The 23599-nt window shown below is 41.1% G+C and carries 30 protein-coding genes; 6 read left to right on the top strand and 24 right to left on the bottom strand.

The annotated features are described in order from the left end of the window. Positions 1 to 39: 39 nt before the first annotated feature. Positions 40 to 555 carry a hypothetical protein gene (locus tag ACWIUE_RS00630; RefSeq protein WP_454133929.1) on the top strand — a complete coding sequence of 172 codons (516 nt, stop codon included), beginning with the start codon at positions 40 to 42 and terminating at the stop codon, positions 553 to 555. Here ACWIUE_RS00630 and ACWIUE_RS00625 read toward each other — a convergent pair. Then, positions 533 to 727, bottom strand: coding sequence for a hypothetical protein (locus ACWIUE_RS00625; RefSeq protein WP_454133928.1), 195 nt, complete (start codon positions 725 to 727; stop codon positions 533 to 535). The genes ACWIUE_RS00630 and ACWIUE_RS00625 overlap by 23 nt on opposite strands. An 84-nt stretch (positions 728 to 811) precedes the next feature. Here ACWIUE_RS00625 and ACWIUE_RS00620 point away from each other — a divergent pair, with 84 nt between their 5' ends. Further along, positions 812 to 1069, top strand: a complete 258-nt coding sequence (locus ACWIUE_RS00620; protein ID WP_454133926.1) for a hypothetical protein — start codon at positions 812 to 814, stop codon at positions 1067 to 1069. On the opposite strand, the gene ACWIUE_RS00615 is transcribed toward ACWIUE_RS00620, so the two are convergent. The 6 genes from ACWIUE_RS00615 to ACWIUE_RS00590 form a co-directional block, all read right to left on the bottom strand. Continuing rightward, on the bottom strand, positions 1003 to 1224 hold the full coding sequence (locus ACWIUE_RS00615; RefSeq protein ID WP_454133924.1) for a hypothetical protein: 222 nt from the start codon (positions 1222 to 1224) through the stop codon (positions 1003 to 1005). The genes ACWIUE_RS00620 and ACWIUE_RS00615 overlap by 67 nt on opposite strands. Positions 1225 to 1351: 127 nt before the next feature. After that, complete coding sequence (locus ACWIUE_RS00610) at positions 1352 to 1864, bottom strand: methyltransferase domain-containing protein (RefSeq protein ID WP_454133923.1); 513 nt, start codon at positions 1862 to 1864, stop codon at positions 1352 to 1354. A 17-nt stretch (positions 1865 to 1881) separates the two neighbouring features. Next, positions 1882 to 2463 (bottom strand): HAD family hydrolase, encoded by a 582-nt coding sequence (locus ACWIUE_RS00605; protein ID WP_454133921.1) that lies wholly within the window; start codon positions 2461 to 2463, stop codon positions 1882 to 1884. Continuing rightward, positions 2460 to 2681 (bottom strand): hypothetical protein, encoded by a 222-nt coding sequence (locus ACWIUE_RS00600; protein ID WP_454133919.1) that lies wholly within the window; start codon positions 2679 to 2681, stop codon positions 2460 to 2462. The genes ACWIUE_RS00605 and ACWIUE_RS00600 overlap by 4 nt, the downstream gene beginning before the upstream one ends. A gap of 45 nt (positions 2682 to 2726) precedes the next feature. Next, positions 2727 to 4934, bottom strand: coding sequence for an NADP-dependent isocitrate dehydrogenase (locus tag ACWIUE_RS00595; RefSeq protein WP_454133917.1), 2208 nt, complete (start codon positions 4932 to 4934; stop codon positions 2727 to 2729). Positions 4935 to 5097: 163 nt separating this feature from the next. Further along, a complete protein-coding gene (locus ACWIUE_RS00590) occupies positions 5098 to 5334 on the bottom strand; it encodes a hypothetical protein (RefSeq protein WP_454133915.1) in 237 nt (78 codons plus the stop codon). 137 nt (positions 5335 to 5471) lie between these two features. Here ACWIUE_RS00590 and ACWIUE_RS00585 point away from each other — a divergent pair, with 137 nt between their 5' ends. The 3 genes from ACWIUE_RS00585 to ACWIUE_RS00575 are packed head-to-tail and all read left to right on the top strand — an operon-like array spanning position 5472 to position 7401. Next, positions 5472 to 6539, top strand: coding sequence for an EpsG family protein (locus ACWIUE_RS00585; protein WP_454134514.1), 1068 nt, complete (start codon positions 5472 to 5474; stop codon positions 6537 to 6539). Then, a complete protein-coding gene (locus tag ACWIUE_RS00580; RefSeq protein WP_454133913.1) occupies positions 6536 to 7174 on the top strand; it encodes a hypothetical protein in 639 nt (212 codons plus the stop codon). The genes ACWIUE_RS00585 and ACWIUE_RS00580 overlap by 4 nt, the downstream gene beginning before the upstream one ends. 32 nt (positions 7175 to 7206) lie before the next feature. Further along, entirely contained in the window at positions 7207 to 7401 is a 195-nt protein-coding gene (locus tag ACWIUE_RS00575; protein WP_454133911.1) for a hypothetical protein, read from the top strand. Here ACWIUE_RS00575 and ACWIUE_RS00570 read toward each other — a convergent pair. From ACWIUE_RS00570 to ACWIUE_RS00540, 7 genes are all read right to left on the bottom strand, one after another. Continuing rightward, entirely contained in the window at positions 7393 to 7875 is a 483-nt protein-coding gene (locus ACWIUE_RS00570) for an FxsA family protein (RefSeq protein WP_454133910.1), read from the bottom strand. The two genes, ACWIUE_RS00575 and ACWIUE_RS00570, sit on opposite strands and share 9 nt — an antisense overlap. Before the next feature lie 64 nt (positions 7876 to 7939). Further along, the gene (locus ACWIUE_RS00565) at positions 7940 to 8236 is read right to left on the bottom strand and encodes a hypothetical protein (RefSeq protein ID WP_454133908.1); all 297 of its coding nucleotides are present in this window, start codon (positions 8234 to 8236) and stop codon (positions 7940 to 7942) included. 24 nt (positions 8237 to 8260) lie between these two features. After that, the gene (gene proS, locus ACWIUE_RS00560; protein ID WP_454133907.1) at positions 8261 to 10381 is read right to left on the bottom strand and encodes a proline--tRNA ligase; all 2121 of its coding nucleotides are present in this window, start codon (positions 10379 to 10381) and stop codon (positions 8261 to 8263) included. 15 nt (positions 10382 to 10396) lie between these two features. Continuing rightward, positions 10397 to 11698, bottom strand: coding sequence for a glutamyl-tRNA reductase (gene hemA, locus ACWIUE_RS00555; RefSeq protein WP_454133905.1), 1302 nt, complete (start codon positions 11696 to 11698; stop codon positions 10397 to 10399). Beyond that, complete coding sequence (locus ACWIUE_RS00550; protein ID WP_454133903.1) at positions 11698 to 13602, bottom strand: polyprenyl synthetase family protein; 1905 nt, start codon at positions 13600 to 13602, stop codon at positions 11698 to 11700. The genes hemA and ACWIUE_RS00550 overlap by 1 nt, the downstream gene beginning before the upstream one ends. An 8-nt stretch (positions 13603 to 13610) precedes the next feature. Next, positions 13611 to 14012, bottom strand: a complete 402-nt coding sequence (locus tag ACWIUE_RS00545) for a hypothetical protein (RefSeq protein ID WP_454133901.1) — start codon at positions 14010 to 14012, stop codon at positions 13611 to 13613. A gap of 115 nt (positions 14013 to 14127) precedes the next feature. Continuing rightward, positions 14128 to 14433, bottom strand: a complete 306-nt coding sequence (locus ACWIUE_RS00540) for a c-type cytochrome (RefSeq protein ID WP_454133899.1) — start codon at positions 14431 to 14433, stop codon at positions 14128 to 14130. 23 nt (positions 14434 to 14456) lie between these two features. On the opposite strand from ACWIUE_RS00540, the gene ACWIUE_RS00535 reads away from it, so the two are divergent. Beyond that, entirely contained in the window at positions 14457 to 14630 is a 174-nt protein-coding gene (locus tag ACWIUE_RS00535) for a hypothetical protein (protein ID WP_454133897.1), read from the top strand. A 230-nt stretch (positions 14631 to 14860) separates the two neighbouring features. Here ACWIUE_RS00535 and ispG read toward each other — a convergent pair whose 3' ends face one another. From ispG to ACWIUE_RS00485, 10 genes are all read right to left on the bottom strand, one after another. Then, positions 14861 to 15913 carry a flavodoxin-dependent (E)-4-hydroxy-3-methylbut-2-enyl-diphosphate synthase gene (gene ispG / locus ACWIUE_RS00530; protein WP_454133895.1) on the bottom strand — a complete coding sequence of 351 codons (1053 nt, stop codon included), beginning with the start codon at positions 15911 to 15913 and terminating at the stop codon, positions 14861 to 14863. 79 nt (positions 15914 to 15992) lie between these two features. Continuing rightward, on the bottom strand, positions 15993 to 16622 hold the full coding sequence (locus ACWIUE_RS00525; protein WP_454133894.1) for a hypothetical protein: 630 nt from the start codon (positions 16620 to 16622) through the stop codon (positions 15993 to 15995). Between the two features lie 15 nt (positions 16623 to 16637). After that, positions 16638 to 18452 carry a conjugal transfer protein TraF gene (gene traF, locus ACWIUE_RS00520; protein WP_454133892.1) on the bottom strand — a complete coding sequence of 605 codons (1815 nt, stop codon included), beginning with the start codon at positions 18450 to 18452 and terminating at the stop codon, positions 16638 to 16640. Between the two features lie 99 nt (positions 18453 to 18551). Then, on the bottom strand, positions 18552 to 18782 hold the full coding sequence (locus ACWIUE_RS00515; RefSeq protein ID WP_454133890.1) for a hypothetical protein: 231 nt from the start codon (positions 18780 to 18782) through the stop codon (positions 18552 to 18554). 207 nt (positions 18783 to 18989) lie between these two features. Further along, positions 18990 to 19220: a hypothetical protein gene (locus tag ACWIUE_RS00510; protein WP_454133888.1), complete on the bottom strand. Its 231-nt coding sequence runs from the start codon at positions 19218 to 19220 to the stop codon at positions 18990 to 18992. 8 nt (positions 19221 to 19228) lie between these two features. Beyond that, positions 19229 to 20458, bottom strand: coding sequence for a conjugal transfer protein TraF (gene traF / locus ACWIUE_RS00505; protein WP_454133886.1), 1230 nt, complete (start codon positions 20456 to 20458; stop codon positions 19229 to 19231). A gap of 24 nt (positions 20459 to 20482) precedes the next feature. Beyond that, a complete protein-coding gene (locus tag ACWIUE_RS00500; RefSeq protein WP_454133884.1) occupies positions 20483 to 20899 on the bottom strand; it encodes a universal stress protein in 417 nt (138 codons plus the stop codon). Positions 20900 to 21048: 149 nt separating this feature from the next. Continuing rightward, complete coding sequence (locus ACWIUE_RS00495; protein WP_454133882.1) at positions 21049 to 21279, bottom strand: hypothetical protein; 231 nt, start codon at positions 21277 to 21279, stop codon at positions 21049 to 21051. Positions 21280 to 21349: 70 nt separating this feature from the next. Beyond that, complete coding sequence (locus ACWIUE_RS00490; RefSeq protein ID WP_454133880.1) at positions 21350 to 22588, bottom strand: molybdopterin molybdotransferase MoeA; 1239 nt, start codon at positions 22586 to 22588, stop codon at positions 21350 to 21352. Beyond that, on the bottom strand, positions 22589 to 23590 hold the full coding sequence (locus ACWIUE_RS00485; RefSeq protein ID WP_454133878.1) for a hypothetical protein: 1002 nt from the start codon (positions 23588 to 23590) through the stop codon (positions 22589 to 22591). Positions 23591 to 23599: the final 9 nt, after the last annotated feature.

Here is a 23599-nt window from a genome sequence, read left to right as displayed (position 1 = left end):
GATGAAAATTTTTAGCGGGGATTTGGGCGAAATTTTGCGATGAAAGTTTTTGGCGAAGATTCTAGCGAAAGTGCGCTAAAAAAAGGTGCGCTAAAAGATATTGCGTTTAAAAAAGTTGTATTTAAAAAAGTTGCGCCGATTTTGCGGGCATTTAATTTTAAAATGACGCAATATGAAATCTGTGCGCTTGGAAGCGGAGCGATGGAGGCGATAGCATTTGCACTAAATGCTAAAAAGCGCATAAATCGCATAATTTTAATCGCACCAAAATTCGCAGAATCTACCCCTATTTCGTCATTGCAAGACAAATCACAGATTCACCGAAGCAATCCACGCTATTTTTCGTCATTGCGAGACTTGCAAAGCAAGTCGTGGCAATCCACAAAAAACAAATTTTCTACTAGCGCAGATTCTACGCTTTGCAAAAATTTGGAGCGATTAAGGCAAAAAGGCATTGAAATTGTCGTATTTTTAGATGACAGCACAAAAGATTCAGTCAATTTTTTCGCGCAATATGGGATTGTATATTTTATTAAAAATGCGAATTTTGCGTAGATTCTGCGTTTTTGCAAAATCTACCTTTATTCGTCATTGCGAGAAGTTGCACTTTTAAGGGCGACTTCGTGGCAATCCATAAATCAAAAATAGATTGCTTCGTTGTTTTCGCTTCGCTCAAACCACATCGCAATAACGAAAAAATCGCAGAATCTACCCTAAAATTTGTCATATTGAGACTTTGAAAAAGTCGAAATATCTCAAAAAAACAAAAGAGATTTTTCGCTTCGTTACTCGCTCAAAATGACAAATTTGCGTGCGAGATTCTGCGATTTACGAGAATGTTGCGAGATTCTGCGATTTTACAGAATCTAACGAGATTATTTCGTCATTGCGAGTCCTTACGATAGCAAGGCGAAGCAATCCACATTATTTTTTCATTACAGATTCTGCGTTTTTTAAATTCGCAATTCCGCCCCAAACTCCGCAGAATCTTCCGCAAAAATCCTATTTTTTCCCTAGCGCAAAGGCATTGAAGCGACATTCATTATTGATATACCCCGCAATGTGCTGATTTTCGATGATGATTTTCTCAAATCCAAGTGCGTTTATAATCTCAAAGATTTCGCCCCTATCGAAAAATAAATGCTCCAAACCAGCGTATTTTGCGGAGTATTCCACCTCACTCAAATCGCCCTTGCGGATTGCGGTGTAGGCGGGTTTTGCCATTGCGTCATTTAAGTCTAAAAAGGCGAGATTTCCGCCCCGCGCGAGTAAATTATAGGATTTGCTTATGACGCTAAATGCGTAATTTTTGCTTGGGAAGTATTGAAATGCGGAGTTTGAAAAGATAAAGTCAAATCCCCCCCCCCCCGTTACAAATCGCAGAATCCGCCATATTCACAGAATCCGCAAACGCAGAATCTTTATTCGCAGAATCCGCCATATTCGTAGAATCCGCACCATTCGCAAAATCTTCACACGCCAAATCCCTCAAATTCGCAGAATCCGCCACTGCCCCAAACGCCAAATCGATATTTTTCGCCTCATCGCAGATAAATCTGCCTTCTTTTATCGCGCATTTGGCGATATTAACTAAATTTTGCGAGTAATCTATGCCATAAATTTCCAAATGCGGATTTATGCAAACTAGCGATTTTAGTGCCGCTCCGCTTCCGCATCCTACCTCCAAAACTCGCTTTTTGCCCTTGCCACATCGCGCCATTTTTGCGACATATTTGAAAAATTCTACCCAAGATTCTGCGTTGAGTGTCGCTCCGCTCGTGTCAAATCCATCTGCCTTCATCAAACTCGCAATGTCGAAATCCGCAGAATCTAATCCCTTTTTGCTCCAAATATTTTGCCACATTTTCGCTTCCTTAAATTTCACTTAAAAACTCTATAAAACGCGTGGTGCGCCAAATCTAGCATTTCCTTATCGCCACGCGTGTCGCCATACGCATAGATTTTTTCAAACCTGCCTAAATCAAATCGCTCTTTAATCCGCGCCACTTTTTGCGCACCATAGCAGTTTGGCGTGGCAAAAGCACCTGTGATTTTATCGCCCACCACTTGCATTTTTGTAGCAATCACCTCAATGCCAAGATTCTGCGCCAAATGCGCCAAATATTCCTCGAAACTCGCACTCACAAGCACCACCTTATCGCCATTTGCCTTGTGCCATTTGACTTTTGCAATCGCAGAATCTTTGCAAATCCCCTCCAAAATCGGCAGAAAATCCGCGCATTTTTTATGCAACTCACTAACCTTCATCCCGCCCAAGCACGACTTTAAAATGCGCTCTTTTGCCACGCCATTGCTAATCAAACCCATTTTATACGCGCACAAAATAGGCAGATTCTGCGCTAACTTCACATAAAACTTTCGCCCCAAAATAAAGCGCAAAAACAGCGCAAAACTATCGCCCCGACTAATCGTCCCATCGAAATCAAAAAATGCTATGTTCAATCATCAACCCTTTTATATGCTAATATTTTTTTAAAATCTACGCTTTGCAATTTATCTTTGGGTATGCAATTCACACGAAGTTTGCCCCATTGCGTCGTCAATGAACCATCAGTTCTATTTCCTAGCAACGGGGCAAACTTCGTGCAAAGCCACACCGCAAATATTTCGATTGTGCCTACAAATAACACGAAAATCGCAGAATCTACAAAAAAAATCAACCGCAGATTCTGCGTTTTGCAAAAATCGCATTAAAAAAGTCGCATTTATCTTTTAGCGATTTTTTCAATTATCGCGTTAAATGCCTTGCTAGGGCGCATTATGGCGTTGCATTTGTCATCATTGAGTTTGTAGTATCCGCCTAAATCCACTTTTTTGCCTTGCGCGGAGTTAAATTCTGCGCGGATAGAATCTGCGCTTGATTCTAGCTCACTTGCCACCGCGCTAAAAAAGCTAGAAATCGCAGAATCTTCGCTTTGATTTGCTAGCGCGCGTGCGAAATACATCGCCAAATAAAAATGGCTTGTGCGGTTGTCGTCCTCGCCTACTTTGCGTGATGGGGCTTTGTTGTTATCTAGCCATTGCCCTATCGCGCTATCTAGGGCGCGTGAGAGGACTTTTGCTTTGGCGTTGCTATTGCGCTGTGCGTAAAACTCCAAACTCGCTTGCAATGCCAAAAACTCTCCCAAACTATCCCAGCGCAAGTGATTTTCCTCCACTAGCTGTTCGACTTGCTTTGGCGCACTGCCTCCAGCACCTGTCTCAAACATCGCCCCGCCATTTAGCATAGGTACTACGGAGAGCATTTTGGCACTCGTGCCAAGCTCCAAAATAGGGAATAAATCGGTTAGATAATCGCGCAACACATTGCCCGTAATGCTTATGGCGTTTTTGCCTGCGCGGATTAGTTTTAGCGATTCTAAGCACGCCTCTTTGGGGGCTAAAATCTCCATAGATTTGCCCTTTTGCTTTAATCTTTCTCTCACAATGTCAGCCATTATTTTATTGCTAGCTCGCTTCTCATCAAGCCAAAAAATCGCCCTATCGCCTGTGAGCTCGGCTCGCTCGATTCCCAAATCTATCCAATTTAGCACTGCGTCAATTTTGGCTTGATTTGCGCGATAAATATCGCCTTTGCGGACTTTGTGAGTCAAAAGCGCACTGCCTACTTCATCGATTATGCTAAACTCGCCATCGCTTTGCGCAATAAAAGTTTTGTCGTGGCTGCCGTATTCTTGCGCTTTTTTTGCCATTAGCCCGACATTGCTGACACTGCCTAGTTTGCTAGGCTCTAGTGTGCCGTTACGCCGCAAATCCTCTATCACGGCTTCATAAATCGTAGCGTAAGTTTTATCAGGGATTACCGCGTTGGTATCGCACTCTTTGCCATCTTTGTCCCATAGCTTCGCGCCGTTTTTTAGCATAGCAGGCATTGACGCATCGACTATCACATCGCTTGGGATATGCAGATTTGTGATGCCTTTGCGAGAATCTACCATTGAGATTTTGGCGGATTTGGCAAGGATTTCGTTATACAGCGCGAGAATCTCAGCTTTTTTAGGGCTAGATTCGATTTTGCTTAAAATCTCTGCCACGCCGTTATTTGCATTCACTCCAAGCGCGTTTAGCTCATCGCCAAATCGCTCAAAAATTTCGGCGAAATACGCCTTCACCGCGTAGCCAAATAGCACGGGGTCGCTTACTTTCATCATCGTGGCTTTGAGGTGGAGGGAGAATAAAATATCTTGCTTTTTGCAGACTTCAATTTGTGCTTTGTAAAAGTCATAGAGCTTCGCGCTATCCATAAATGTGGCGTCCAAAATCTCATCTTTTTCTAATTTGAGATTTTCTTTTAAAGTTGTGGTTGTGCCATTAGAATCTTTAAAGATGATTTTTGCGGTGGTGGGTTTATCGATAAGAGCGGCTTTTTCGTTGTCAAAAAAATCGCCATCTTTCATATAGCTCACAATGGTTTTGGAGCTTTTATCAAAGGGAATCACGCGATAAGGGTTTTTGCGCGCGTAGTCTTTGACTGCCTTTGTGCTTCGCCTATCGGAGTTGCCCGCTCTTAGCACGGGATTTACCGCGCTTCCTAGCACTTTTTGGTATTTTTCTTTGATTGCTTTTTGGGCGTCATCTTTTGGCTCATCGGGAAAATCTGGGAGCGCATAGCCTTTGCTTTGAAGCTCTTTGATAGTCGCTTTTAGCTGTGGAATGCTCGCTGAAATATTTGGGGTTTTTATAAGATTGCAATCGCTTTGTTGCACAAGTTTGCCTAGCTCATCTAGGGTGTCAGGCACTTTTTGGGAATCTTTAAGCGATTCTGGGAATTGCGCCAAAACGCGCGCAGAGAGCGAAATATCGCTCGTAGCCACCTCAATATCCGCGTGGTTGCAAAATGCTTTTGCGATGGGTAGAAACGAATAAGTCGCTAGGGCAGGGGATTCGTCAGTTAGTGTGTATGTGATTTTCATTGTGTGTCCTTTGTAAAAAAATGTGTGAAATTATAGCAAACATTCGCAGAATCTAAGTCTATGATTCTGCGATTTGACACCGCAAATATTCCAAAAATAAACAAAATTTAAGAGATTGCCACGACTTGCCTTTGGCAAGTATCGCAATGACGGAAGGTATGGATTACCACAAAGTCGCCCTTAAACGCGCAACTTCTTGCAACTTCTCGCCACTTCTCGCCAAAATTGGGCGATTTTCGCAGAATCTAAGTGCAAAAAAATGCAACCAAAACTTTAAGTTTAAAATAATTTTTTTAGTGTATAATCCAAACTTTTTTTGCAGATTCTGCGTTTTATGTGATTTTTTAAGGATATTTTTATGGATATTAAAACTATTTTTGCCCCCCCCCATATTCAACACAACATTTAACGCAACATTCCTATTTAACGCAACATTCCCTATGCGCTAATCGCTCCGCAAATATTTTTCTTATTCTCATAACAATATTTATTTTCCCATTTTCGCCTTTTATTTGCTTTATTTGGACGCTTTGTGTGATGGTAATTTTTGCGCATTGCATTGGCGGTGCTTTGCGCGTTTTTTTAGCGATGATGATAATTTTAAGTGCTTCGTTTTTAAATGGCGACGCCGTCCCGCATAGCGATTTTGTGCATTATTTTAGAGTGTATAATGGAATGCTTGAAAATAACTTTAAGTTTTTTGGATATTTCGCAGGGGGCATTGAAGTAGGACTGCCGATAGTTTATTTTGTGCTTGGCAAGATTTTTGGCGCGTTATCGCCCGCGCATTTTATGAGTATGCAAATCGCATTTTCAGCAATGCTATTTTATATTTGGTTAGAAATTTATGGCACAAAGAGATTAGATTCTACACAAAAGGCATTTTGTGTTGCGCTATCTTTGGCGTTGTTTGACTTTTGGTTTTCTGCGTTGTTGTGTAGGCAGGTTTTGGCGAGTATTTTTATATTATACGCCATATTTTCTACTAGCACAAATGCTAAATGGATATTTTTCATCATCGCAGTTAGTTTTCATACAAGTTCATTGCTTTTTTATCCCATCATTTATTTGCTTTATAATCGCCCTAAAATTGGTTTGTTTTGTTGCTTTATAATCTGCCTTGCATTTTGCTTTTTTAGCGAAATCACTCATTTTTTGTGGCATTTAAAATTAGACATTGCGTTTTTCAAAGCACTGCAAATAAAATTATCGCCCTATATCATCACAAAAAGCGCACTAGATGGCGCGAGCATTGGCATTAGGAATTTAGTCTTTTTGCTAATTTTACTTTTTGGCGCGATAATTTATATGAAAAAACCGCTTAAATATTTAGTCATCGGACTAGTTTTGTTTTACTTTTCAAGCGTATTTGTAAGTGCGCATTTTAGCATTAGAATTGGCGTGATTTTAATGTATATTGTGCTTGGATATTTTTTGTATTTTGCGTTGCGAAAGTTGCCTTTTATTTTGCTAATTTTTAGTTTGCTTGTCATCTTAAATGTCGCGCAGACAAAAAGCGTCTTTGGCGATTTGACAAACACGAGAATTTACTACAACTACGACATTATTGGAATGCCATTTTATTTTTTAAAGGGGGAGAGATGAGACTAAATTCGTGGGAAGTTTTACGGATATATTTTTATTGGTGGAAGGTTTTTGTGGGGGTGTTTGCATTTACAATGATTGTAAGTGCGCTTTTAATTGCGATGAGTGTGGAGAAAATAGAGAAAAACGAAGTGGTTGAGGAAGCAAAAGTTGAGATTATGCCTGAGATAAAGGAATATTTTTCATTTTATATCGATTTGCAATCCTTGCAAATATCGCAGAATCTAATAAGAGAAATGCTTAGCAACTCTTTTGTGGAAAATCCCACTTTATCACTAGAACACATCGAAAATAATATTTTTAAACTCACCTTTTCAAGCAACAATCTGCAAGAGGCGGAAATCTATGCGGATAATATAATAACTACGCTAGATTCTGCGAATCTAATGCGATTTAAAACGCAGAATCTAAAAAAGCAAATACTAATTAGCGCGGTGCAAAATGACAAAAAAGCGACAATCGCCAAAATACCAAAACCGCAAGAGCAAAAAGATGAAAACGCCGAAAAAGACTTCGTGCAGACTTCTTTCCGCTCTAAAATCATCCTTGCATTCATTACTGCCTTTATTTTTGGAAGTATTGCCGTTTTTACGATGGAATTTTTTAGAATAAATAGGGACAAATTTAGGGCATAAAATGTGCTAGATTCTGCGATTTAACGCGATTTTTGCAGAATCTAAATGCAAAACGGGGCGATTCGCAGAATCTAAGTGCCAAAAACGGGGCAATTCGCAGAATCTGCTTTGTTTTCTCGCAACTTCTCGCCAAAATTGGGCGATTTTCGCAGAATCTAAGTGCAAATAAAGGGCGTTTCGCAGAATCTGCTTTATTTTCTCGCTATTTTAATTTTTTGCTATTTTAATTTCTCTTTATGTTCGATAATCTCTGCTTCGATTATCTCATCGCTCTGCTCTGCCCTGAAATTTGCAGATTCTGCGCTAAAATGCCTAGATTCTGCGTTAAAGTTGCGAAAATCGCTGAAATTATTAGATTCTGCGTTAAAATTGTTGCTAGATTCTGCGTTTTTAAAAAATATCGAAATTAGCAAAAATAAAACGCCAAAAATATCACTCAAAATCGCAGGAATAATCAGCAAAATCGCCCCAAGCGCGCAAAAAATGCTTCTCCCTAAAAATCCGCCAACGCTCAATCTAAACTCCGCAATTTTGCGTAAATTCTCCCCAACTCTCCCAAACTGCGCTCCCAAAATGCCAACGCCAAGCACCGCACTTAAAATAATCTCCAAAATAAACGCCAAAAAGCCCCATTCATCGATGACTTCTGCCACTAAATAAATTTCGATTGCGATGTATGCCAAAAAGATTAAAAATCGCATTTCGCGCCCCCTTTTGTTTAAATTTATTGCGTTAGATTCGCAAGATTTGCATTTGAATCCGCACTTAAATCCGCCTTGCGATGAAATATAAAATATTTGCGATGATTACCCCAACCCACGAGATTATCGGCATAGCAAATAAACTAAAAATTAGCCCAAAAGCAGCGACATTGCCATCGCCTGAACTAGAAATAATCACCCACACGATGGGTAACGCAATAGCAATACCCACAAATACGATGATTGTCCAGCCTTTTAGGCGTTGAGCGGAATTGCCCTTTAATAATTTGTCGCTAAAAACAAACAACAAAGGCAAGATAGTGGCAAAAATCGCACCTAAAATAAATCCCCAAAAATCCATTTGCTATCCTTTTTAAATTGCATTTTAATCCGCACTTAATGCCGCGTTGATTTGCTCTACAAGTGCGCCAAAATCGCGTGAATCTAACGCTTTGCGCGATAAATCCGCGCGATTTATTAGCTCAACCTTGCCATTTTGCAACTCTTTGCCGACAATGAGAGCGAATCGCACACCAAGTAGCTCAAAATCCGCCATTTTCACGCCAAATCGCTCATCTCTATCATCAAGCAAAATCTCCGCAGTGCCAAAATTAGCGCAAAGTGCATCATAGATTTTTGTCGCAAAATCCACTTCGTCAGCGTTTTTGGTGTTTGAAATGATGATAGTTAGCGCAAAAGGCGCAAGCGCACCCCAAATCGCACCCTTGCTATCGGCTTTTTGCTCCAAAATCGCAGGGAGGATTCGCGACACGCCAATGCCATAACATCCCATAACAAAGGGCTTTGCGCGTCCATTGCTATCCAAAAATGTCGCTTCCATTGGCGCACTATATCGCGTCCCAAGCTTAAAAATATGCCCTAACTCAATGCCCTTTGTAATATCTAGCGTTGAATCAATGCCTTTTGCGCCACATTTAGGGCAAAAATCGCCCTTTTTTACCTCCACCAAATCCGCGTATTGCAAATCGCTAAATGTCGCCAAATCCACGCCCACAAAGTGATAGTCCGCTTCATTCGCGCCACAGATGAGATTCGCGCTATCGCGCAACTCATTGTCAAAATAAATGTAGGGCGATTTTGTGATATGTTGCAACCCGTAAGCTCCGATAAATCCGCTTTTTAACCCAAGTGATTCTAACTCATCTTTGGGTAAATCCACTAAATCAATGGCGTTTGGGATGGCATTTAGGGCTTTTGTGAGATTTAGCTCATCGCAACCGCGAATAAAAAAGAAACAAGGTGCAGTAGCAAATTCGTCTTGTGGCGAGAAATCGGGGAGATTTGCCACTCGCTTCGTCAATGAACCATTAGTTCTATTTCCTTGCTCGTGGCTACACAACCCCGATTTCTCGCTCACAATACTAGAATTTGCATTTTGATTTTTTGTGGATGGTTGCTTCGCTTCGCGTTGCGAATCTCGCAATGACGAATCTATTTTAGATTCTAGATTCGCAGAATCTACAACGGAAGGAATCGCAGTAGTGCTTTCGTAGTTTTCGCTAGATTTGGGGCGTGAGACTAGACTAGCGGTCTGCGAACGCTCCAAATCTAGCGAATCTGCGGAATGATTACCCGAGAACGAATTGCGCGACTCCAAAGACAAATTGCCCGAATTGCGCCCAAATACCGCTTTTTTCGCTACACATTTCATCGTCCAATACTCATCTATCTTAAAAAACTCACTCAACGCCTTTATAGTCGTTACATTTGGCGTGTGAAACTTCGCAAAATCCGCTTGTGGCGCACTAGATTTTGGCACAGGGCGCGGTTTTCGCGTGGCTGCTTCGATATTGCTCGCATAGTCGCATTTTTCGCATATCACAATATCATCTTCGCCCGAATCCGCCAAAAGCATAAATTCCTTGCTTCCGCTCCCGCCAATCGCCCCGCTATCCGCCTCTACCACGCGATATTTTACGCCCAATCTATCAAAGATTCGCCGATAAGTTTGCTCCATTAGCGCAAATTCTCTATCCAAATCCGCACTATCCGCGTGAAAACTATACCCATCTTTCATCACAAATTCACGCGCTCGCATTAGCCCAAAGCGCGGACGAATCTCATCGCGAAATTTTGTGTGAATCTGATATAGATTTAGCGGTAATTGCTTGTAACTTTTCACCAAACCTTTGGCGCAATCCACCACAGCTTCCTCGTGCGTGGGACCTAGCACGAATCTATTGTCCTTTCTGTCCCTAAACACAAGCAATTCCTTGCCGTATTTGTCAAATCGCTTTGATTTTTCCCACAGCTCCGCAGGGGTTACAAATCCCAAGCGCACTTCATTCGCACCCGCTTTGTCCATCTCATCTTTGACAATCTTTTGCACTTTGTCAAGCACGATTTTGCCAAGTGGCAAAAAGCTATAAATCCCGCTGCCGATTTGCTTTATAAAGCCTCCGCGAATCAAAATACTATGACTTTTTAAAACGCAATCCTTTGGCTCTTCTTTTGTGGTGGGGGCAAAAAGTGTAGAAAATTTCATTGCATTGTCCTTTTTTTAAAATTTTTGTGGTTTGGTTTCAAGCCCTTTGTCGTGGGCGATTTGCGCTTCTGCTAAATTCTCATCATCTAATTCAAAAAGTATTTTTAAACTTCGCTTTATTTCTTTTAATTGTGCGGTAGAAGCGACATTTTTAAGGTTTTTTGTGGGCGTATGCAAAAAGACATTGAAAACATTGTGAATCGTCTTTTGCAGATTCGCCCTATGAGTTTGGGGCAAAAATCCCTTTGCAATCGCTTTGTCAATCTCTTGCATTGACGCGCTTTTGGCTAGATTTCGCAAATGCTTTATGATAGGCTCAACGCCCAAAATATTTAGATATTTGAAAAATTCATTGACTTGTTCGCCTACGATTTGATAGGCGATATTTATGCTATCCTTGCGCTTTTCTTTGTTTGCTTCTGCGACTTTTTGAAGCGAATCAATGCTAAAAATCTCCACATTTTCGCCCAAATCCTCTTCAATATCACGCGGAATCGCCAAATCATAAAAATACCGCTTGTGTGGCGTTTGCTTAATCATCGCCTTTGTGATTATGGGATTTTGCGCACTTGACGCAGAGAATAGCAACTCGCAGTCATTTATAACGCGATTTAGTTCGCTAAACTCCGCGATTTGCAGATTTTCATCATTTAGCTCGTTTTTAAAATCCACTGCCTTTTGGTAGCTACGATTTAAAAGCAACACGCGATATTTTGCGCCTAGCAGGTGTTTTATGGCAATTTTCCCCATTGTCCCTGCGCTCACTACAACGGCGCGTTTTTGATTTAGTGGCAAATCATTCGCACTCAAAACCGCAATAGAAGCGATAGAGACGGGATTTTTAGAAATGCCCGTTTCGTTTCTAACGCTCCCTGCGCATTTAAAGGCAAAGTCAATCACAAGTCCAAGCCCTTTTGTCGTGCAGTAGCCATTTTTAAGCGCGTAGCGATAAGCCTTTTTTAGCTGTCCTGCTATTTGCGTCTCCCCCACCACAAGGCTATCCAAGCTACTTGCCACCAAAAAAATATGATGAATCGCGCTATATCCCTCATAACTACTCGCGCAACCCTTTAAAACTTCGATATTTACGCTAGACATCGCTGATAATTTCTTAAAACATTCTTGTAGTGCGCAATAATTATCATTGCATAGCATAAAAATCTCCGTGCGATTGCAGGTAGATAGCGCAATGCTCTCTTTTATGCACTCGCAACTATGCAAATAATCAAGCAAAGGCGTGGCATCTTCAAACGACACTTTCTCACGAATCTCAATGGGCGCGTTTTTGTGCGAAAAGCTAAGCACCAAATACTTCATCAAAACTCCCTATCAATCATATCATTTATGATTTTTTGCAGATTTTTATCACCAGAATCTAGCACGGAGAGTGCCTTTGCGCCGTAATCTTTTGCGATTTGCTGAATAGTTGCGATAATGTTATGCTCTGCCATTTTGGTGCGAATCCACTCTTTTTGTGCTGAATCTAGGGGCTTTTTAAAGTATGATTTTAAAATCGCTTTGTCAGATTCGCCCAAAGCGTTGTAGAGATAGATGTAAGGTAGCGTGGTTTTGCCCTCTTTGAAGTCGCTAAATGCTTCTTTGCCAAGCGTTGAATCCTCTTGCGTAATGTCTAGCAAGTCATCGATGATTTGAAAGGCGATACCGAGATTTTGCCCGTAGATGCGATACTTGTGGATATTGGCGTCGTCTTGTTTGCAATTTGCCTTTACTAAAGAAACTTCGGCTACGCCTTGTTTTGGGTATGCAATTTGCGCCGTTTCCGCATAAAACTGCGTTCGATGAACCCCAAGTTCTATCTCACTTGTTTCACGCGAAAACAGCGCAAAGCCACACCGCAAATCCTTCGATTGTTTGTCTTGCAAATCGTGTGCTGTGCAAGATTCTGCGTTTAGATTCTGCGAATTTATACTAGATTCTGCGATTTTTGTTTGATTCGCAGAATCTGTATCATTCTCCGTCATTGAGAGATTCTGCATAGCAGAATCGTGGCAATCCACATTTATTTGTTTTGCAGAATCTGCAATATTTTCGCCATTTTTTTGTTTAGATTCGCTTGTTTTTTCTGGCAAAAGGGCTGCACCCCCCGCCCCGCTCCCCCTACGCGCCAAAAGCTCACGCTTTTCGCTTTTAGGGGGAGAGCCTCGCTTTTCCGCTTCTAGCAAAAAATCGGCGGTTGCACTACTGCAACCTTGAATCCGATTTTTTGCACCACGAAGCGGGCGAGATTCGGTGCTGTCGCACGATTGATTTTTATTAGATTCTGCGTTCGCAGAATCTTGGATTGCTTCGGTCGCTTCGCTCCCTCGCAATGACGAAGTGGGGGCAGATTCTGCGATTTTTGTTTGATTCGCAGAATCTGTATTATTCTCTGTCATTGCGAGATTCTGCGTAGCAGAATCGTGGCAATCCATTATTTTGTCATTCTGAGCGGAGTGCGAAGCACAAAGCGAAGAATCTTTTTTGTTTTTTTGAGATTTTTCGCTACGCTCAAAATGACAATTTGATTTGGATTGCCACGAATTGCTTCGCAATTCTCGCAATGACGAATCCTTTAAATCCTCCGCAATTCTAGTATCTTGCGTGAGATTCGTGGGTTGCGCAGAAAAATTCGATTGAGATAAGACTTGCGGTCTATCGAATGAGAATTTTTCAAGCTCCCGCGAAGGTCGTGTAAGAGACAAATTGCTTTTTAAAATCCCACCGCACACCGCACTTGCTTCTATCAACGCTCCCGTTTTTCGCCCAACCATCGCAAGATATTTGCGCGAATCCAAATTCATCGATTCGCCCAAACTCACATCGTCCAATTCGCCCAAACTTAGCTCATACACGGCATTTGAGATGACTTGCGCCAAATTTGCGCCCATAGTCGCCACTTCATAAAACGCCTTTGAATACAAAATATCGCCCAACATTATGGCATTTTTATCGCCGTATTTGGCGTTTATGCTTTGTTTGCCACGCCGTAAAGACGCCGAATCTATCACATCATCGTGCAAAAGTGAAGCAAAATGGATTAGCTCAATAATCGCGCACATTTGCGTAGAGTGTGGCGAATCAGGTGCGATTGTTAGCAAAAGTTTGGAGCGAAGCATTTTCCCAAAGCTAAAATCCCCGCGAAATCGCGCAAACGCCTCGCTATCCACACTATCAAAATGTCGCTCTATTAGATTCCGCACCTGCGCTAATTTTTCTTGCATAAAAACCCCTACATTATCTCAATTTGTGCGTTATATTTATTCAAATAATAGCGAAATTTTGCTTCTTTTTTGTCATCGTCAAAATCCACAAAATAAATGATAATGTGCGGATTTTGCGCCCTTGTAGAGTTTGTGTGATTTAGCACAATCTTAAATGAATTTAGCGCAAGGCTCTCTTTGTAGAGCTGAAATTGATGCGGGTTTCTATCGTAGTTTAGGTGCATCACAAGCCCTCTGTCCTTATAAAGCGTCCAGCGAATCGTTAGCGTTTTGTGCGTGTTTTCTACAAAAAGATTTATGACTTTGCTTTCATCTTTTTTTAGGATAAATTCCTCGATTAGCTCGGCATTTAGGGCATTTATCAAAGCAGAAAAACACAAAAGAAAGCATAAAATTATGATTTTTTTCAAAATATTTTATCCTTAAAAATGCTATTTTGTGAAAATAATATTTTTAAAAATAAAAATCGCCGATTCCGCGCACTCAAAGCCTTTTTAAAGCTAAAAAAGCGCGGAATCTAACGGCTTATTTTTTAAGCGTAGTGATATAAGTCGCCAAAGCGTCAATATCAGCGTCTGTCAATTTCGCCAAGAAAGGCTTCATTACTTGGGCTTGATTGTATCTATTCAAAGTCCCTGCTTTGTAGCCTTTCAAGTCTGCAACGATTACTTCTTTTGACAATGTATTGATTGTATAAGTCGCCTTAGAAGTGGGTGGCACTTTGTCCGCACCTGCTCCGTGGCAAGCGATACAAGTTTTATACAATGTCGCTCCGTCCGCCGCAAACAAACCAACTGCGCTAAAAAGCGCGATAAAAAGAAGCTTTTTCATTACACTCTCCCGTTTTTGATTTTTTGAAACTTTCGCTTCAAAGTGTGGATTTTAACGCTTTTAAACTTAAAATTATCTTTAATCAAAGCAGATTCTGCGATTTTGACGCAATTTCGCAGAATCTCCCCATAAATCCGTCATTGCGAGTGAGCGAAGCGAACGCGGCAATCTATAAATCTAAACTAAATCTAAATTAGATTGCCACGATTTGCGCGAATCGCAGAATCTTGCAACGACAAAATGGTGGCAGATTCTGCGTTTTTGGCGTGAAATTCGCAGATTCTGCGTTTTCCTTAATTTCGCTAGATTCTGCGATTTTCCTTAATTTTCGCTAGATTCTGCGTTTTTGGTGTGAAATTTGTAGATTCTGCGATTTTGGTGCAATTTCGCAGAATCTACGCCCAAAATCGCCCCTAGATTCTGCGTTTCACGCTTCATCTGCCATTTTTTCTACTTCTTTGATAAATTCTGCGACTATTTCATTTTCGGCTACTTTGCGCAAAATTTCGCCTTTTTTGATGATTAGTCCGCTTTTGTTGCCAAAGGCGATTGCAATATCAGCGTGTTTTGCTTCGCCTAGCGCATTTACCGCGCAACCCATTACAGAGACTTGCAGGGGCTTTTTGATATGCTTTAATTTGTCCTCTATGACTTTGATTGCGCGGACTAAATCCACTTCGATTCGCCCACAAGTGGGGCAGGATATGAGCGTAATGCCCTCTTTTTGTCGCCCAGAATATTTCAAAATCGACTTTGCCACTTCGATTTCTCTCTCTAATTCGCCCGTGATTGAGACGCGCATCGTATCGCCTATGCCATCCATTAGCAAGTTGCCAAGTGCCATAGAGCTTTTGATGATAGAATGATAAAGCGTCCCAGCCTCCGTTACGCCGATATGAAATGGATATGGGACTTTTGGGCGAAGCAATCTATAAGCCGCAATTGTGCGCTCCACATCGCTTGCTTTTAGTGAGATTTTGATATTTGTAAATCCGCAGTCTTCTAGCAATTTGATATTATACAGCGCGGATTCAACCATACCTTGCGGGGTTGCGCCGTATTTTTGCTCAAAGCGCTTCTCCAAACTCCCTGCATTTACGCCGATTCGTATAGGGATTTTGCGCTCATTGCAACCATTTGCTATCATTTTCACGCGCTCTTTGTCGCCTATGTTGCCCGGATTTATGCGGATACAATCAACGGATTCAAGCGCAATCAGCGCGAGTTTATAGCGGAAATGTATGTCAGCCACAAGCGGGAGGCTAATTTGACTTTTTAGCGTTTTTAGCGCGTTTGCGTCCTCTTCATCGCTCACAGCCACGCGCACAATGTCGCACCCTGCGAGTTGTAGTCTATCAATCTGCGCCTTTGTCGCCTTAATGTCCTTTGTCTTGCTAAATGCCATACTTTGGACGCTGATAGGCGAATCCCCGCCGATAGCGACATTGCCTACAAAAATTTTTTTGGTTTTGAATCTCATTTTGCTTGCCTTAATTTTTATTTAAGTTTTATGCGATATAATTCGCCCGTTTTCAAGGCGGCTTCTTTGTCCGCCACCTTTATTTTTCCGCATAGTAAATCAAATCCTTATCAAAACTCGCGATTAAATCATTAAGAAAATCCATAATCTTATTTGGTTGAATGGATACTATTAACGATTCATTATATTTATTGTAAATCTTAACGCTTAATCTAGGACCTTTTTTATTCATCTTGTAAAGATTTTCAAAGTGAAATGCCCTATTGCGAATAAGACGAAAGAGTTGCAAAATCACACTTACTTTATGATACTTTTTTAAGCATACATTGGGTTTAAAGCGATTTTTGTTTTTTATATAGTATTTTTTCAAATTCAAATTATCTAAAAATAAAGCATCAAACACTCGATTGTGAATCTTATAATGCTCCACCACACGCACCCAAAAACCCAAACTTTGCGATGATACAACCTTATCACGCGCAGAATCTAGCTCTTTTGGATTTTTTAACTCCAAATCATTTGGTAGTAATTCAAGCCACTGCGGATTTTGGCGTTGTATAATATTATCAATTTTATTTCGCAAAATAATTTCTAAAATGCCTATTTTATGCGAGATTCTGCCAATAAGGGCTAGATTTGCTTCGTGTTGCGCCAAATTGGCATAGTCATCTAGTCGCGCTTGTGAAAATAATTTGACAAAATTTTGCACGACTTATTTTTGCCCCTACCACTGAAATCTACCGCCGAAATTGACTTTGAAATAATTTGGCATTTTTAGTCCGTTTGTATATTCGCCTAAATCTACGAGTTTTGCGCTAGATTGAATGCTAAAATCCAAAAAATGCACGATATTCATACCCGCCGTAAATATCGGTCCATAGGGATTTTTGTGCATATCGCCCATCATACCGAAGCGAAAATCCACCCATTTCAAATCCAAAATCACGCCACCGCCCACCATTTGATTGAGTTTGTTTGGTTCAAGTGTCTTATTTGGCGTCAAATCCATATCTAGCAAAAATGTCAGTTTCCACGCCTCCGCGCTAAATCCCGCGCGCACCTGCGGGAGAATGCGATATTTGCCATTTGCGGTATTTATCGTAGGGGCGTTTAGATTTTTCACCACAAGCCCCGCGCCAAGCCACTTCATCGTGTAAAGCGCACCTAAATCTACGCCGAAGTTGTGCGTGTAGCGGAGATTTTTACTGATATTTGTATCAAAGCTCATCTTTTCAAAATTAAATTTTTGTGTGTTATCAGAGCTAATCGCAAAGATATATTTTAGCGTTGCCCCCAAGTGTAAATCGCCCACAGGGAGCGAGATTGTATGCCCGTAGGCGATAGGGATTTCAGTGATTACAATGCCGTTTGCGTGGAGTTTGTGATTGGCATTTGGGGACATTATCGAACTGCTTGTATAAGAATCTGAACCAGAAGTTTTTAGCGTGATTTTATCCCCGCTAACGCCCACTTCAAAGTAATCGCTTTCATTTGCCTTTACGATAATTTTCTTTCGCGCAGAATCCATCTCCACCCCAGCGAAAGCATAGGCATTCGCAAAAAGTCCCATACCAATCGCACCACGACTTTTATTGCCCTTTATGTGCCACGCAATGCCGTTATTTGAGGTGAAATAAAGCGAGTTTTTATCTATCACGCTTGAAATGGTAAAAAGACTATCAAGCGCAGGACTTGCGCCCCTTGCGATACTCACACCGCCTACTTTTGTCAAAATATCTTTTAGCTCGACTTTACCACCTTTCACACTTTCAACTAAATCAGGGATTTTGCTAGGGTCAAGTCCGCTTACGATACTCTCCAAAACGGCAAGGGGCGTTTGGCTATCGGGGTTAGATTCTGCGGTTTTTCTAATCGCCTCGCCAAGTTCTTTTTTGATTGCCTCTGTGGCGGTTGTGTTACCGCTTAATTTTTCTTTGACATTGTCTAAACTGCAATTATCTGTTCCATTTTTTCCCGCTTTGTTCTGTGTGGTTGTGCCACTGCCTACTTTACCGCAAAGATATTCTTTTAATTTATCGCTAGTTAAATCTGTGCTTGTGCCACCGCCATTGCCACCTCCGCCTGTTGTGCCGTTACCTGTGAGATTGCCTAGCACTTCGCCTAAAATGCCTAAATCGCCAAATTTCCAAGTGTTAGTTGTGGTGGCGTCTGCTTGCTGTGTATTGCGAGATTCTGCGCTTCGCCTTGCGCGTTTGACTTGTGTTTGCGTTTGTGTGGCTTGTTGCGTTTTTGGATTTTTAGTTAGTGACTCGATTTCTTTTGGGAGATTCATAAGCGAATTTACATCTATGGATGCAAGTTCTAGCACATTGCTATCGGCATAGCCCACGCCAAAGCTATATGCGATATTTGCATTACGATTCGCGCCTAAAATCGCGGGATTATAATAAACCGCCCACGCATTTTTCTTATACGCGACACCAGCACCGCCCACAGATGCGGGAGTATTGCCAAGCTGCCCAAATTCTAATGCGAAAATATTGCTAACTATTAGCGCGATAAATGCTAGTTTTTTCATAGTTCCCCCTTTTTATGATTCACTCGCTTATAATCCTAGCGATATATAGCAAAGAGCCAAAAAGTCCAATTATTGCAAATAATGCCACGCAAATTCCAATCATTTCATTTTCTCCAATTTATCAAGGTTGTTTTTAAAATATTTACCAAACACGCAAAGCAAAATGATAAGTAAAGCAATGCCTATCGCTGTGCCAATTCCAAGCAAATAATCAAATTCTTTATAATGAATTGCCGTATAGCCAAATATTGCAAACAGCGTAGTTACAAGCACAATAATAATAGCTTGAAAAAAGCTAATTTTAGCTTTGACATTGTCTTTCTTGCTCATATCACACCATAACTCAACTATATTGAACTCAATGTTTTAAGCGCAAAGCATACGCAAAATATAACGCACATCACTCCAAATGTCAAAACAAACAAACCAATCATTTCATTTTCTCCAATCGTTAGTCGTGCGTAGTCAAAACCTTACCCATAAAAAACACACAAAAAACAAGACTTAAAAATGCAAATATCAAAACAAATAATCCAATCATTTCATTTTCTCCAATCGTTTAATTTCTTTTTTTAACCACAATATACACGCACACATAAGTATAGCCAGTCCAATTATACCAGCTATAACCAAACATCCATCAACAAAATCAAAATTTCGGCGATGAATAAAAATAAATCCAATAACGGCAAGTAGTGATGTCATAAATACCACCATTGCGGCTGTAAGTATGTTTATTGTAGCTTTACTTGAATCTTTTTTGCTCATATCACACCCTAAAAGCTAAAACTTCCGCCAAGTTTGAATCCAAACTCTGTGGGGAGATTTTTGACAACTTTTGACATTTTTGTGCTACTAAAAAACGAAAAGTCAAAGTAGCCAAAGCCGATTCCCGCGCTAACTAGCCACCCGTCCTTTGCGTTTTTCTCTTTTATGTCCTTTGCTGCGCCAAGTCGCAAGTCCAAAAGTCCCGCATTTAGCATTGCGCCAAAGCTGATATACTGCACCTCCCTACGAATTACACCGATAGAATTTGCATTAGTATCGACTTTTGTGTTAAATCCGCTAAATTCATAATTTGGCTTCAAATCAAAATCCACCGCCAAAGTCGTCATAGGAATCGCCCTTGTAGAAATACCTAGCCGATATTGCGCGTCCATTTTTAGCTTGTCATTATTCGCGGGCGTGCCGTTTGTATCAACCAAATGTTGCGCTTTCAAAACGGGCGAATTGATATTTTTTGCCACAACGCCGATGACTATCCATTCATTTGGCGCAGCGTAGGCGAATCCTATGTCAATCCCCGCTGTGTGTGTCCGCGCACCTGATGGCGATTTGAAAATCTCATTAGTCGCATTTGTGATATTTATATCATTTGTAAGTTTGCTTTTACTTGCGCTATGCCCAGCGTAGATATATTTTAGCGCGATTCCAGCGTGAAATGTGCCAAATCCGCCTGTATAAACTTGTATTGTATAGCTCACAGGCACTTCGAGTGTATCTAGCGTGTTTGTAACCATAAAGGCGTTATTTGCCTTATCTAGGCTAGTTGTGTTATTGCCGTTGCCATTCAAATATCCCGTGAAATTTATCGCGCCCCTTTTTGTGTAGAAAAATCCAGCACCGATACTTTGGCTAATTCTCGCGCTTAAATGCAGTGGGATTTGCACAACTACGCCATTTTCGCTTGTGATTGCCACTTCGTTATCTTGTAAAATTGAGTTTATTTGCGCCGTAGAGCCGTTTTGAATATTAGATAGATTGAAATCTTTTAGTTTTGATAAGCCGTGCTCTTTGATTCGCGCACCTAGCGAGTAGCCGATTTTATATTTATTATCCACGCCCTGCAATGCAGGATTGTAGTAGAGTCCCCACGCAGAATTTGCCACGCCTACGCCAGCTCCGCCCATTCCAAAGCTACGATTGCCCATATAGCCAAACTCAAAGGCATTTGCACTCACCGCAAACGCCCCAACGCTCACTAAAATCGCTGTTATTTTTTTCATATTGTCCCCCTTTCTAAATCTCATCTATTTCGCTATCAGCACAGGGATAGGCGATGCGGAGATAAACAAATCTTGGTGCGAATTAAAAATGCGGTGCAAAATCGAGCTTTCACTCTCACCGATGACTAGCAAATCGTGCGTTTCGGCTAGTTCTAGCAAAATATCCGCCGCATTTCCGCGCTTTACAATCCTATGGGTGCGAATCTTGTGCTCCAAAAATTTCGCTTCAAATTCGCTCAAAAGTTCGCAAGAATCGACATTTTGCACTGCTTGGATATTGTCATAATCATAAACGCCAGATTCAGCATAAACCAACACTTCGCTAACCACGCGTAGCAAAGAAATTTCAAACTCTGCCACGCCACTAAATAGCTTCACAAGGCAACCCACTGCCTTTCTGCATTCCTCCGTGTCGCTCACGCCAAACAAAATCTTTTTCATTTTTTACCTCTTTTTACATCGCCTCGCATTAACCTAAAAATATCGGCGTTTTGCAAAAATACACTAATCATCCAAAACCAAAACTTTACCCGCAAAAACCGCACAAAAAATAAGACAGCAAAGCCCAAAAATTACAACAAAAATCCCAGTCATTTCATTTTCTCCAATCGCTTTAAGTCCTTTTTTATAAAAAACACGCACAAGCAAAACAAAATCGTCAATATAATCAAAGCAACAACAACACAGCAACCCTTGAAAAAACCAAGCGTTTCATAATTAACAAAAGCATAGCCAATTACAGCCAATAACGCTGTAAGAAACACCACCATCGCAGATATTAGTGCGTTGATTTTAGACTTTGTCGAATCTTTTTTACTCATAGTGCAAATTATAGCATAAATTTTGCGCTAGATTCTGCGCTTTATCAAAAAAGCACGAAAATCGCAGAATCTAGCCTAGATTCTGCATAAATTTCACTTTATAAGGCAAAATGCGAATCATCTCGCCTTTTTTGACAAAATCTTTGTTTTGAATAATCGCAAACGCGTTACTTTGAAGCAACGGGGCGACTTGTGCGCCTTGATATTTGCCACCATTAAAGGCAAAAAATTGCCAATCCATTACACTCCCAAGCATAATATGCGCTGTGCCTTTTGTCGCCCTAAAATCCGCGCCATTTGGCATTTCACGCGAATCTATAAGCGAATCAAATCCCTTAAAAGGCACACCGCTAAATTTTGCCACCAAAATCGGCAGACAAAAATAGCTCTGCAAAAACGCACCTATGGGATTTCCGGGCAATGATAGTATAAAGCAATCTTTGCGATTTGCGTTAAATTTTGATAGCACCACAGGGCGTCCGGGCTTTATGTTTATGCCATCGCTCAAAATTTTTGCGCCCATTTTTGCCAAAACCGCGTGAATATAGTCTTTTTCGCCCACGCTAACGCCCCCGCTTGTGATGATAATGTCATATTTTTGCGCTGCTTTTTTTAGCGCGGTTTCAAGCGTTTTCGCGCTATCACCCAAAATCCCGCCGTATTTGATTTTGCAATTCAAATTGCCAAAATTCGCACGGATAAAATGCGAATTTATATCATAAATTTGATTGTTTTTGAGTGGCGAATCTAAAGGCGCGATTTCATTGCCACTGCCAAAAATGATAATTTTTACGCGCTTTTTCACGCATACCTTGCTAATGCCCTGCGTTGCGAGAATACCGATTGCATTTGAATCCAAAATCGTGCCTTTTTTTAGCAAAATTTCGCCTTTTTTGAAATCCTCACCACAAAATTTTATGCACTGATTTTTTTGTGGCGTAACTTGCAAAATCGCTTCACTGCCGCGAATCTCAACCTTTTCTTTTTGCACTATGCAATCGCAATTTTTTGGCACTTTTGCGCCCGTCATAATGCAAAACGCATCATTTTTTTGCAAAATATACTCACGCCAATCCCCTGCAAAAATGCTACCTTTAATGCAATAGCTTTTGTAAGGTTTCGCGCCCCGCTCAAAACGCACCGCATAGCCGTCCATCGCGGAGTTATCAAAGCGCGGAATGGGGATTTTGCAAGTGATATTTTCGCTCAAAATCCGCCCTTTTGCCTTTAAAATGCTAATGCGTTTTTCGCCCTTGTGCGCGACTTTTAGCCCACTTAAAAGCTCCAAATATTTATCTAAATCCATCATTTAAAACTCCATTAGTCGAATCATTTTGTAAGATTCAAAGATTTTTTGCGCCACTAAGTCCGCATTTGTAAGCTTCTCAAAGCTCACAGCGCACAGCTCACGCGCTTGTTTTGGGCTAAACCCAAGCGATAAAAGCGTGTGCGATGGTTTCACAAAGCCCAAAGCGCAGTCTTGTGAGGGCTGAATGAAAACGCTATCCAAATACAAATGCTCAATCAAATAGCGCGTGTTGATATGGCGGAGGCGCAAAGGTAGCGTGTGCGGGGCAAAATCGCGCGTTAATAAATCAATATCCTTGCCAAAAAGCGACTTTAATTTCTCAAAAAGCGTGTAGCTTAAATCCACGCTAAATTTCTTTGCCTTGCGCTCATTTATCGCGCCTAAAAACGCCTCGCTAACGCCGTTTTTGTGAATCGTAGAAGAGTAAATCTTATCGCTAATTATTAGTCCAAAATCGCGTGGCAGTCCAAGCGGGAGCGCGTTTGCAAGTAAAATATCCGCATTTTGTGGCACTTCTAGCCCCAAAGCAAGGGCGTAGCTAATGTCAAGCGCAAGGGTAGCGTTGCAAGTCTGCGGGATTTGATTAAGGCTAAAAATGTCCTCATTTATGAGTGGAGCGATGAAAAGCGTAGAATCTTTTTGCGTAGAATCTAAATTTTGCGCTAAATCTTTTATCTCTTGCAACGCCACAAATGGGCGCACAATCTCTAACGCGTGGCGAATCTCATAATGCAAACTAGGCAAAAAATAGATTTTTTTAAACTGCAAAAATAGCTCCACAAACCCGCTTGAAGTGAAGCTAAAAGGCAAAGCGGATTGTTTGCCAAATAGCTTTGAGATGGCGTTGCGTGCGGATTTTATGCGCGAAGTAGCCTCTTTGTCGGCAATCGAGCTAAATGCGTAATTTGGCGTCATAAGATTAGCAAGTGCCGAATTTAGTGGCGGATTTTGCAAAAAATCAAGGCGTATCGTAGAATCTAGCGCATTTGTCAAATCACTCATCATCGCTCC

This window comes from Helicobacter sp. 23-1045 (assembly GCF_053654655.1).
The sequence above is the reverse complement of the archived record's forward strand: the minus strand, read 5'-3'. Positions and strand labels throughout refer to the sequence as shown.

What these genes read in the sequence shown, in the direction of transcription:
- ACWIUE_RS00630 (WP_454133929.1), top strand. Translation starts at nt 40, where the DNA reads ATGAAAGTTTTTGGCGAAGATTCTAGCGAAAGTGCGCTAAAAAAAGGT.
- ACWIUE_RS00625 (WP_454133928.1), bottom strand. Translation starts at nt 727, where the DNA reads ATGACAAATTTTAGGGTAGATTCTGCGATTTTTTCGTTATTGCGATGT.
- ACWIUE_RS00615 (WP_454133924.1), bottom strand. Translation starts at nt 1,224, where the DNA reads ATGGCAAAACCCGCCTACACCGCAATCCGCAAGGGCGATTTGAGTGAG.
- ACWIUE_RS00610 (WP_454133923.1), bottom strand. Translation starts at nt 1,864, where the DNA reads ATGTGGCAAAATATTTGGAGCAAAAAGGGATTAGATTCTGCGGATTTC.
- ACWIUE_RS00595 (WP_454133917.1), bottom strand. Translation starts at nt 4,934, where the DNA reads ATGAAAATCACATACACACTAACTGACGAATCCCCTGCCCTAGCGACT.
- ACWIUE_RS00585 (WP_454134514.1), top strand. Translation starts at nt 5,472, where the DNA reads ATGGTAATTTTTGCGCATTGCATTGGCGGTGCTTTGCGCGTTTTTTTA.
- ACWIUE_RS00580 (WP_454133913.1), top strand. Translation starts at nt 6,536, where the DNA reads ATGAGACTAAATTCGTGGGAAGTTTTACGGATATATTTTTATTGGTGG.
- ACWIUE_RS00570 (WP_454133910.1), bottom strand. Translation starts at nt 7,875, where the DNA reads ATGCGATTTTTAATCTTTTTGGCATACATCGCAATCGAAATTTATTTA.
- ACWIUE_RS00565 (WP_454133908.1), bottom strand. Translation starts at nt 8,236, where the DNA reads ATGGATTTTTGGGGATTTATTTTAGGTGCGATTTTTGCCACTATCTTG.
- proS (WP_454133907.1), bottom strand. Translation starts at nt 10,381, where the DNA reads ATGAAATTTTCTACACTTTTTGCCCCCACCACAAAAGAAGAGCCAAAG.
- hemA (WP_454133905.1), bottom strand. Translation starts at nt 11,698, where the DNA reads ATGAAGTATTTGGTGCTTAGCTTTTCGCACAAAAACGCGCCCATTGAG.
- ACWIUE_RS00550 (WP_454133903.1), bottom strand. Translation starts at nt 13,602, where the DNA reads ATGCAAGAAAAATTAGCGCAGGTGCGGAATCTAATAGAGCGACATTTT.
- ACWIUE_RS00540 (WP_454133899.1), bottom strand. Translation starts at nt 14,433, where the DNA reads ATGAAAAAGCTTCTTTTTATCGCGCTTTTTAGCGCAGTTGGTTTGTTT.
- ispG (WP_454133895.1), bottom strand. Translation starts at nt 15,913, where the DNA reads ATGAGATTCAAAACCAAAAAAATTTTTGTAGGCAATGTCGCTATCGGC.
- traF (WP_454133892.1), bottom strand. Translation starts at nt 18,452, where the DNA reads ATGAAAAAACTAGCATTTATCGCGCTAATAGTTAGCAATATTTTCGCA.
- ACWIUE_RS00515 (WP_454133890.1), bottom strand. Translation starts at nt 18,782, where the DNA reads ATGAGCAAGAAAGACAATGTCAAAGCTAAAATTAGCTTTTTTCAAGCT.
- ACWIUE_RS00510 (WP_454133888.1), bottom strand. Translation starts at nt 19,220, where the DNA reads ATGAGCAAAAAAGATTCAAGTAAAGCTACAATAAACATACTTACAGCC.
- traF (WP_454133886.1), bottom strand. Translation starts at nt 20,458, where the DNA reads ATGAAAAAAATAACAGCGATTTTAGTGAGCGTTGGGGCGTTTGCGGTG.
- ACWIUE_RS00500 (WP_454133884.1), bottom strand. Translation starts at nt 20,899, where the DNA reads ATGAAAAAGATTTTGTTTGGCGTGAGCGACACGGAGGAATGCAGAAAG.
- ACWIUE_RS00495 (WP_454133882.1), bottom strand. Translation starts at nt 21,279, where the DNA reads ATGAGTAAAAAAGATTCGACAAAGTCTAAAATCAACGCACTAATATCT.
- ACWIUE_RS00490 (WP_454133880.1), bottom strand. Translation starts at nt 22,588, where the DNA reads ATGATGGATTTAGATAAATATTTGGAGCTTTTAAGTGGGCTAAAAGTC.
- ACWIUE_RS00485 (WP_454133878.1), bottom strand. Translation starts at nt 23,590, where the DNA reads ATGAGTGATTTGACAAATGCGCTAGATTCTACGATACGCCTTGATTTT.